This window comes from Pseudomonas rosaeacicularis (assembly GCF_057128745.1).
This window is the reverse complement of the sequence record NZ_JBSKHT010000017.1, coordinates 90,229-98,628: the sequence shown is the minus strand read 5'-3', so window position 1 is coordinate 98,628 and position 8,400 is coordinate 90,229. Positions and strand designations below refer to the sequence as shown.

Here is an 8,400-nt window from a genome sequence, read left to right as displayed (position 1 = left end):
GGTACATCCACTGAATACCTATCGCCTGACACACCGCCTTCGCGAACAGGTTCGCTCCCACACTGGATTTGAGTCGTGGCTGATTCTTCGATCCAACGCAAATGCTGTAAGAGCGAACTTGTTCGCGAGGCGTCCTGCCTGGCATGGCGAGTAGTCCTTCTCGCCAACAAGTTGGCTCCTACAGACCAACCTTTGGCGCTTGCTTGTCGCCACGGATTTTCTTGCCGGGGCGTGAGGCGATCTGACTGGCCTGACCATCCCGTTGTTTGCCAGTCCGGGCTTCGCTGATCAAGGCCGGGATCAACGGCCCTTCCGGCAAGTTTTTCCAGAACCGCGCGGGCAGGTGGCCTTGCATCACTTTGGGGTTCAAGCGTGCCGGATTGAAAATGTGGCTGTAGTAGGTCAGCCACAACTGACCATAAGGATCGTCCGCGTTTTTCGCCAATTGCCGCCAAGTGTCGGGGCACTCCCGGCGATGGATCAGATTTTTGCCATCATAAAAAACCCCGTCTTGAGGCGTCGCGATCATCCAGCGATGCCGCCCCATGCGCCCGATAAAATGCTCGCTGGCCGTGTGCAAAATGTCGTGGGCCGGCTCATGCCACGCCACGTACTGCGGCAGATTGGGCGTGTCGAGCAAAGCCGCTTTCGCCAGCTCATCCTCGCCTGGGGCGGCCGGGTCATGGGGCAACGCGACGAAACGTAAAAACGCATGCAGGTGATGGGCTTCGCGGCTGACCTGTTTGAGCCGCCGATGCAACTCGCTGCCCAGTTTGTCGCCCGCGAGCATGGCCGTTCGATCGCCGTGACTGACGCGCCATAGCACCTCGTACAGCAGGCTCCAGCGCTGATCGCCGCGATACTGTGCGGCGTTCTTTAACAGCTCGAGCAAAGCCAGCGGGATGCGCGCCTGAAACGGTCCTGGTTCCTCGGGATAATGCGTGTCGCTGGCGAACAGGTCAGCGTCATCCGCAACGCTCCAACTCACCTGCGCCGGGTCGATCTGGTGACTGAGCAACCAGCGCGCTTGCGATCTCCAAGTGTCGAACAGATCGTCGCAATCAAGACTGATCATCGGCGCCTTACCCCCACAATCCCAGTTGCTGCGGCTGTGGACGATCACGCATCTGCTCGCGCAGCAGCAGGCTGGTGGTGTCAGCCTGACGCGGGTGGTAATCGCTGGTGATGATGAACGGCCGCGCCTTGGCCAGCACACACCGCAGGCGGGTCAAGTCTTCGTAGCGAATACGCCGTTGGCGACGCAACTCCACCAGACGTTTGGTGGTGCGAATCCCGATGCCAGGGATGCGCGCGATCATTGCCGGTTCCGCGCGGTTCAGATCCAGCGGAAACACGTCGCGGTTGTCCAGCGCCCAGGCCAGCTTGGGATCGATGTCCAGCGCCAGATCGCCCGGGCCTTTGAGCAATTCATCGGCTTTGTAGCCGTAACTGCGCAACAGGAAGTCCGCCTGGTACAAGCGGTGCTCGCGCATCAAAGGTGGGGCGGCCAGCGGTACGCTTTTCGGGCTATTGGGAATCGGGCTGAACGCCGAGTAGTAAACGCGCTTGAGGCGAAAGTCGCCGTACAAGGCTTCGGCGCTGTGCAGGATGGTGCTGTCGTCGGTGTCATCGGCGCCGACGATCATTTGCGTACTTTGCCCGGCAGGGGTGAAGCGCGGCGCGTTGGGTTCGTTGAGCACGGTTTGCTGACCGGTGTAGATGGTCTGCATGGCCTGCTTGATCGAGCCCATTTCTTTTTCCGGTGCCAGGGTCTGCAGGCTCAGGCTGGTCGGCAGTTCGATATTGACGCTCAGACGATCGGCGTAGCGACCGGCTTCTTCGATCAGCAGAGGGTCGGCTTCAGGAATAGTTTTGAGGTGGATATAACCCCGGAACTCGTGTTCCTCGCGCAACAGTTTGGCGACGCGGATCAGCTGCTCCATGGTGTAGTCGGCCGAACGAATGATTCCGGAGCTGAGAAACAGTCCGCTGACGCAATTGCGCTTGTAAAAGTCCAGGGTCAAGGTGACCACTTCCTCTGGGCTGAAACGCGCGCGGGGTACGTCGCTTGAGCGGCGGTTGACGCAGTACTGGCAGTCGTACAGACAGAAGTTGGTGAGGAGGATTTTCAGCAGCGAGACGCAGCGCCCATCGGGGGTGTAGCTGTGGCAAATGCCCATGCCATTGCTCGAACCCAGCCCGGATTTACCCTCCGAACTGCGCTTGGGCGCAGCGCTACTGGCGCAGGAAGCGTCGTACTTGGCGGCATCGGCGAGAATGCTCAGCTTGTCGATCAACTGCATGGGACACATCCGGATACTGGTTTTATGTACAGTATCGGGTTGTGTCACAGCTCACAAGCGTCGGTTGAGTGGATTTGCGGGTGTGCGATGGACGGATGAAGGGTGTGAGTAGCCCCGTTAGGAGTCAGGAGTTTCAGCAACTCCCCAATTCTCATGTGGGAGCGGACCGGTCCGCGAAGAGGCTTGCTTGATCAACCATTATTTGGCGCCTGACAGCATCCCTTCGCGGACAGGTCCGCTCCCAACGGGATTGATGTCAGGTCGAGAAATCAGCAGCGCCTCAGACCTATTGTGGGAGCGAACCTGTTCGCGAAAGCGTTGGTTCAGACGATAAAAATGCGTTGGATTTACTGGCCCCTTCGCGGACAGGTCCGCTCCCACCGGTTTTGCGTTGGACTCCAGGCCGCCAGCGCTTCCGACTTGTTGGAGCGAGGCTTGATGTCAGGTCGAGAAATCAGCAGCGCCTCAGACCTATTGTGGGAGCGAACCTGTTCGCGAAAGCGTTGGTTCAGACGATAAAAATGCGTTGGATGTACTGGCCCCTTCGCGGACAGGTCCGCTCCCAAGGGTATTCACAAGCCCGGAGTTTCAGCAACGCCGCCGTTCCCACAGGAAAGCCCAAAGAACGATACGCCAGTCAACTCATCCGCTGAACCAGACTCTTCAGCTCGCCGAAATCCTTCACCCGATGGAAATTGGCATGATCGTGAAACTCGGAAAAATCAGTCTCGCCGTAACCCGCCACTTGAGCACCAGCGCCCAATCCGGCGAGCACGCCCGGCACACTGTCTTCCACCAACAGGCACTGCCGGGCCGACAATCCCAGCAACTGCGCTGCGCTTTCGATCAGGATCGGTGAAGGTTTCCAGGATTGGACTTCATAAGCGCTGACAATCAAACCTTGAAAATCATCGAGCAAACCCACGGTGCTCAGACAGGTTTCGATCTTGCTGCGAGGCCCGTTGGAGGCTACGCATTTCGGCAAATCCAGCCCACGAACAAAGTCCACGGCACCGGGCATTTCCTCAAGTTTTTCACGCAGCAGCGGCAGGGTACGACTTCTGAACGATGCCTCCACAGCATCCCCGGGTAATCCGGGATAGTCAGCGCACAAACCCTCCATGCACAGCGCAAACTGCACGCCGCGAAAACGCGTCAGCACTTCCTCGACGCTCAGTGACACCTGATGCTCATGAAGAACGTCGCGCAGCAGGCCTGCCGCAAGACGTTCGCTGTCTACAAGTGTTCCGTCGCAATCGAAGATGATGCCAGCAATATTCAAACAGGATTCTCCCGGTTCACGTTTTAAGCTCAGGGCCGTATGGACCGGCATTATCCAGAAAAGTTGGCACAAGCGCGTGAGAGATGATCGGCGGTTGGGCAACGCCGGAGCGTAAGAGGAGGCCTGAAAGCGTGCCTTCAGGCCGTGCAGCGGGGCAGGCGGGGGCGTGTTACAACGTGACCGGCGTAACCAGCGTCCCGTTATCGAAATAGCTGCTGATGTTGGAGAACACAAGATCCGCCATGGCCTGGCGCGTTTCGAACGTGCCGCTGCCGATGTGCGGCGTCAGCACGACGCTGTCGAGAGTCAACAATTCTGCGGGCACATTTGGCTCGTCTTCGAACACATCGAGCCCGGCACCGGCGATTTCCTTCTCCAGCAACGAAGCCACCAGCGCCTGCTCGTCCACCACCGAACCGCGGGCAACGTTGATCAGGTAGGACTTGGAACCCAGTGCCTTGAGCACGTCGCGGTTGATCAGATGCTGGGTGTCCGGACCGCCTGGGACGATGACGATGAGGTAGTCCGACGCCTTCGCCAGCGCCTGTAAATCGGCGTAATGGGTGTAGGGCACATCCGAATATGCTTGCCCGCGACGGAAGTAGGCAATGTTCATGTCAAACGCGGCGGCACGTTTGGCGATGGTCTTGCCGATTTTGCCCAGCCCGACGATACCGCAGGTTTTGCCCGACAGATCGTTGCCCAGCGGGAATTTGCCGGTGGCCCATTTGCCGGCGCGCACGAAGCGTTCGGCTTCGCTGATCTTGCGCGACACGCACAGCATCAATGCCAGTGCAGTTTCGGCGACGGCGTTGTTCAACACGTCAGGGGTGTTGCTGAGTTTGATCCCGCGTTTGGCGAGGTAGTCCGCATCTACTGCGTCGTAGCCCACGCCGAAGCTGCTGATGACTTCCAGATTGGGCAGGCGATCGAGGAGCGCATTATCGGCGCCATATACGCCACTGGTGATGATGCCGCGCACCTTGTCGCCGTGGCTGGTGGCCCAGGCGTCGAGGTCCTTTATTTCCCAGCGGTTGTGCACGGTGAAGTCGCGATTCAAGCCTTCGGTCAGCGATGCGTGCATCGGACCCCAGACCAGTACTTCGCCTTTTTTGTAGGACATGTTTTTCTCCTTTCAATCGCGCGGCATCACAGGCAGATGCCGCGCTTTCATGTGAGGGGGGCTCAGGCGTTTTTGTTCAGCGCGGTTTGCGGAATGTCGCCGCCACGAGATTTGAACAGCTCCGACACGGCCATGGTCAGCATGGGTGAGAACAACGCGAAGTATGAGCTGTCGATGCCGTAAGGGTTGCCCGCCAGGAACCAGCCGATGGTCGAGAAGACGGAGAGAATCACACCCGCCAGCGCCCCACGTCCGGTGCCGAATTTCGGCGCATAGAAGCACAGCAGCACGATGACCGCGAGGGTCGCGCGCAGGGCTTTGCCGAGGAAGGCGATGAGCAGAATCTTGTCCGCATACAGCGCCAGGATCAGCGGCAGGAAGCCGATCACCATGATCGCGATACGAATGAAGATCACCGACTTGCGATCGTTTTTCTCCTTGTTGAAGAACGGGTCGTAGAAGTCCTTCATCGCCAGCGTTGCGGAGGCCAGGGTGTTGGCCGAGATCCCGCCGAACAAAGCGCCCGCCAGACCGATTACCACCAGGCTTGCGGAGAAGGTCGGCATGTGGGCGATCAGTACCGGGAAGGCGTCGATGGATTTAATCCCGGGGTACAGGAACGCGCTGCACATGCCGATCAGGGCGGCCATCAAACCGAACGGAATCATCAACGAAGAGACATAGAAGCACGCCCGTTTGGCGGTCTTCTCATCCTTGGTGCTGACCAAAGCCTGAATCACGTACTGGGTGGCGAAGATAGAGCCGACGCCGCCGATCATCCAGGCGAAGATCTGGCCCCAACCCACACCGGTCAGGTCGAACATCTTCTCGGGCAGATTGGCCTGAAGGTTGCCGATGCCGCCGCTGGCTTTAAGTGCGAACGCCAGCGCCAGGGCGATGCCGATGTACTTGACGATGGCGTGGACGAAGTTGGTGTAGACCACCGAACGCATGCCGCCGAGGCTGACGTAGAACACCGTGATCACGCCGACCATCAGAATCGCCAGGGTCTTGTCGATGTTCAATACCGCTGCGAGTACCGCGCCACCGCTGGCATACAGCGCCACCGAGACGATGCTCAGCGCGCAGATGGTCAGGATCGATGCGGCGTAACGCACGCCTTGGCCGTAATTCTGCGCCAAGATGCCGGAGATGGTGTTGAGGCCTGTCTCGCGATACTTCTTGGCGAGCACCAAGGCCAGCAGCAGGAAGCCAAGTGACAATGCGACCAGGTTCCAGGCGGCAGAAATACCGGCCTCGAAACCTTTTTGTGCAGTGCCGATGCTCACCGAACTGCCGATGAACTCCGACAGCAACAGCGCGCCGATCAGGAACGGTGGAAAGCTGCGGCCGCCGCCAGTGAAGCCGTCACTGCTGTTGGCGTGTTTGCGCACGCTGTAGCCGATATACGACATCACGACGAAGTAGCCAACGGTCAGGCACAGGATGATTGTTATTCTTAAGTCCATGTTTCTCTCCATCACCCGTGTTCAGGGTCCGGTTCATAGGGAAACGACGCGCACGAACGGCACGGCTTCAAGCGGGATGTTGATCGTGAGCTGCAGGGCCAGATGTCGTATGACAACGAAGCCTCAAATCACAGCCGACAGATATCCACCCACGGTATTGCCTGGCGACTAGTGCCTGGCCGGTGGCGGTAAATGTCGAAAAACAAGAGGAGGCTCGGGCAATAAAGCCAGGGCGTAGACGTGCGGGGAGGGGGTGCGTGTGTGTGAGTTCATTCTTATTAGAGGCTCGTTATTTACGTTGAAAGGGCAACACAATACGAAGCTGTCGTTATACGTCGTCGTACAACTAACGATATCCTACACGCACGGCGGTATTGTTCAAGGGCCATTTGTCTAGGGTTCGAAACGTTTTTAGACAATTTATGGCCCTTGTGAAGCCTTCCTTTCTCTTTCGGGAAACGCTTATCGGGCGCTCGCCAGATACTCCTCGGTCGACACCGTCCCCGCATAGCCAAAACCTAATGCCGCCATAAAGGCCGCGTGCACCTGCGCTGCTGGCACTGTTATGCCGTTGAACTCCAGATCTCGCGACGCGCAGGCGTCATGCACGACGGTGGCCTTGTAGCCAAGGTCCGCGGCCGCACGGGTGATGCCGTCGATGCACATGTGGCTCATGGCGCCGATGATCAGCAATTCGTCGATAGCGTGTTTATCAAGAATCGATTTGAGGTCAGTGTCGCGAAACGAGTTGATGAAATGCTTGAGGACCACGGGCTCCTCTGGTCGGTTGATGACCTTGGGGTGCAATTTTGCGCCCTCTGAGCCCGGTGCGAAGAAGGGCGCATCGTCGGTGGTGAACTCATGGCGAACGTGCACCACCAATTGCCCGGCTTCACGTGCTGCGTTAATGATCCGCGCGGCGTTATCGGCGGCGGCTTCGATGCCGACCAGAGGCCACTTGCCGGCCGGGAAGTAGTCGTTCTGGATATCGACTACGATGAGCGCTTGTGTGGACATGTTATTTGCCTCGATGAAGGGGTGGGTGAACGCGCGGTTGGGATACCCGTGCTGTGAAACGAAGTATTGGCCAGATCGGCAGGTTCAGGGATCGGCTGCACCGACATTAGGCGAGGGAAAAATGACAATGACGGTTGAGCGGACGGTGGTCGACATCGGCGTGTTGCTCTATCCCGGCGCGCAAACGGCGGCCGTGCATGGGCTGACCGATCTGTTTGCGGTAGCCAACCGGATTGCCGCTGAGCATCAGGCCGACCAATTGCCCATCCTGCGCGTCAGCCACTGGCGTGCCGAGAGGGGCGGCGATCCGCAACAGGTGTTCAACAGCCATGAGGGAGACGCGGGATCATTGGCGGCGTTGCTGATCCCGCCGTCGCTGGGTGGATTGCCGACGACCCCCGAATTGCAGGGCATTGGCCGCTGGCTTCTGGAACATCACGCCAAAGGGGCGACACTGGGGGCTGTTTGCGTGGGCGCTTTCGTGCTGGCGCACACCGGTCTTCTCAACGGTCGCGCTGCCACTACTCACTGGACGCAGGCACAAGCGCTCGCCGAGCAGTTCCCGCAGATCAAGGTGCACGCGCAGAAGCCGATCATCGATGACGGCGACCTCATTACTACCGCAGGTCTGATGGCGTGGTCCGAGCTGGGGTTGCGTCTGGTTGATCGTTTGCTGGGTCCGAGCATCGCCACCGGCACTGCGCGTTTTCTGGTCGTCGAGCACACCAACAGCGCGCAACAGTGCGGCAGTAATTTCGCGCCGATACTTGGGCACGGCGACGGCGCGGTGTTGAAGGTGCAGCACTGGCTGCAGGCGAGTGGGGCGGTGGATGTGTCATTACCGGAAATGGCAAAAACTGCGGGGCTTGAAGCCCGAACGTTCTTGCGCAGGTTTCGTGCAGCCACCGGGCTCAAACCTACCGAATATTGCCAGCACCTGCGTGTCGGCAAGGCCCGTGAAATGCTCGAATTCACTAACAGTACTGTCGATCACATCGCCTGGACAGTGGGCTACCAGGACCCTGCGACCTTCCGCGCCCTGTTCAAAAAGATCACCGGGTTGACGCCGAGTGACTACCGCAGCAAATTCGGTATGACTGCGCCTGCGACGGCACTGCGTGGATGATCAGCTGCAAGCGAAACCATTCGGGCGCTGAATCATCTGGTCTGCCCGCAGGTCCACATGGCTCATTCGGCCCGACTCAC

7 protein-coding genes are annotated in these 8,400 nt (G+C 58.9%); 1 reads left to right on the top strand and 6 read right to left on the bottom strand.

Annotation, left to right across the window (positions count from 1 at the left end; translation table 11 throughout):
• Positions 1–178 precede the first annotated feature (178 nt).
• The 6 genes from ACWKWM_RS21755 to ACWKWM_RS21730 all read right to left on the bottom strand — a co-directional run bounded on the left by ACWKWM_RS21755 (position 179) and on the right by ACWKWM_RS21730 (position 7,194).
• Positions 179–1,075, bottom strand: coding sequence for a TIGR03915 family putative DNA repair protein (locus ACWKWM_RS21755; RefSeq protein ID WP_483848126.1), 897 nt, complete (start codon positions 1,073–1,075; stop codon positions 179–181).
• A 7-nt stretch (positions 1,076–1,082) separates the two neighbouring features.
• A complete protein-coding gene (locus tag ACWKWM_RS21750; protein ID WP_483848125.1) occupies positions 1,083–2,303 on the bottom strand; it encodes a putative DNA modification/repair radical SAM protein in 1,221 nt (406 codons plus the stop codon).
• 637 nt (positions 2,304–2,940) lie between these two features.
• Positions 2,941–3,585, bottom strand: coding sequence for an HAD family hydrolase (locus ACWKWM_RS21745; RefSeq protein ID WP_483848124.1), 645 nt, complete (start codon positions 3,583–3,585; stop codon positions 2,941–2,943).
• A 169-nt stretch (positions 3,586–3,754) separates the two neighbouring features.
• On the bottom strand, positions 3,755–4,708 hold the full coding sequence (locus ACWKWM_RS21740; protein WP_483848123.1) for a 2-hydroxyacid dehydrogenase: 954 nt from the start codon (positions 4,706–4,708) through the stop codon (positions 3,755–3,757).
• 62 nt (positions 4,709–4,770) lie between these two features.
• A complete protein-coding gene (locus ACWKWM_RS21735) occupies positions 4,771–6,177 on the bottom strand; it encodes a sodium:solute symporter family protein (RefSeq protein ID WP_483848122.1) in 1,407 nt (468 codons plus the stop codon).
• Between the two features lie 462 nt (positions 6,178–6,639).
• Positions 6,640–7,194: a cysteine hydrolase family protein gene (locus ACWKWM_RS21730; RefSeq protein WP_483848121.1), complete on the bottom strand. Its 555-nt coding sequence runs from the start codon at positions 7,192–7,194 to the stop codon at positions 6,640–6,642.
• A gap of 127 nt (positions 7,195–7,321) precedes the next feature.
• On the opposite strand from ACWKWM_RS21730, the gene ACWKWM_RS21725 reads away from it, so the two are divergent.
• Positions 7,322–8,320 (top strand): GlxA family transcriptional regulator, encoded by a 999-nt coding sequence (locus tag ACWKWM_RS21725; RefSeq protein ID WP_483848120.1) that lies wholly within the window; start codon positions 7,322–7,324, stop codon positions 8,318–8,320.
• Positions 8,321–8,400 lie beyond the last annotated feature (80 nt).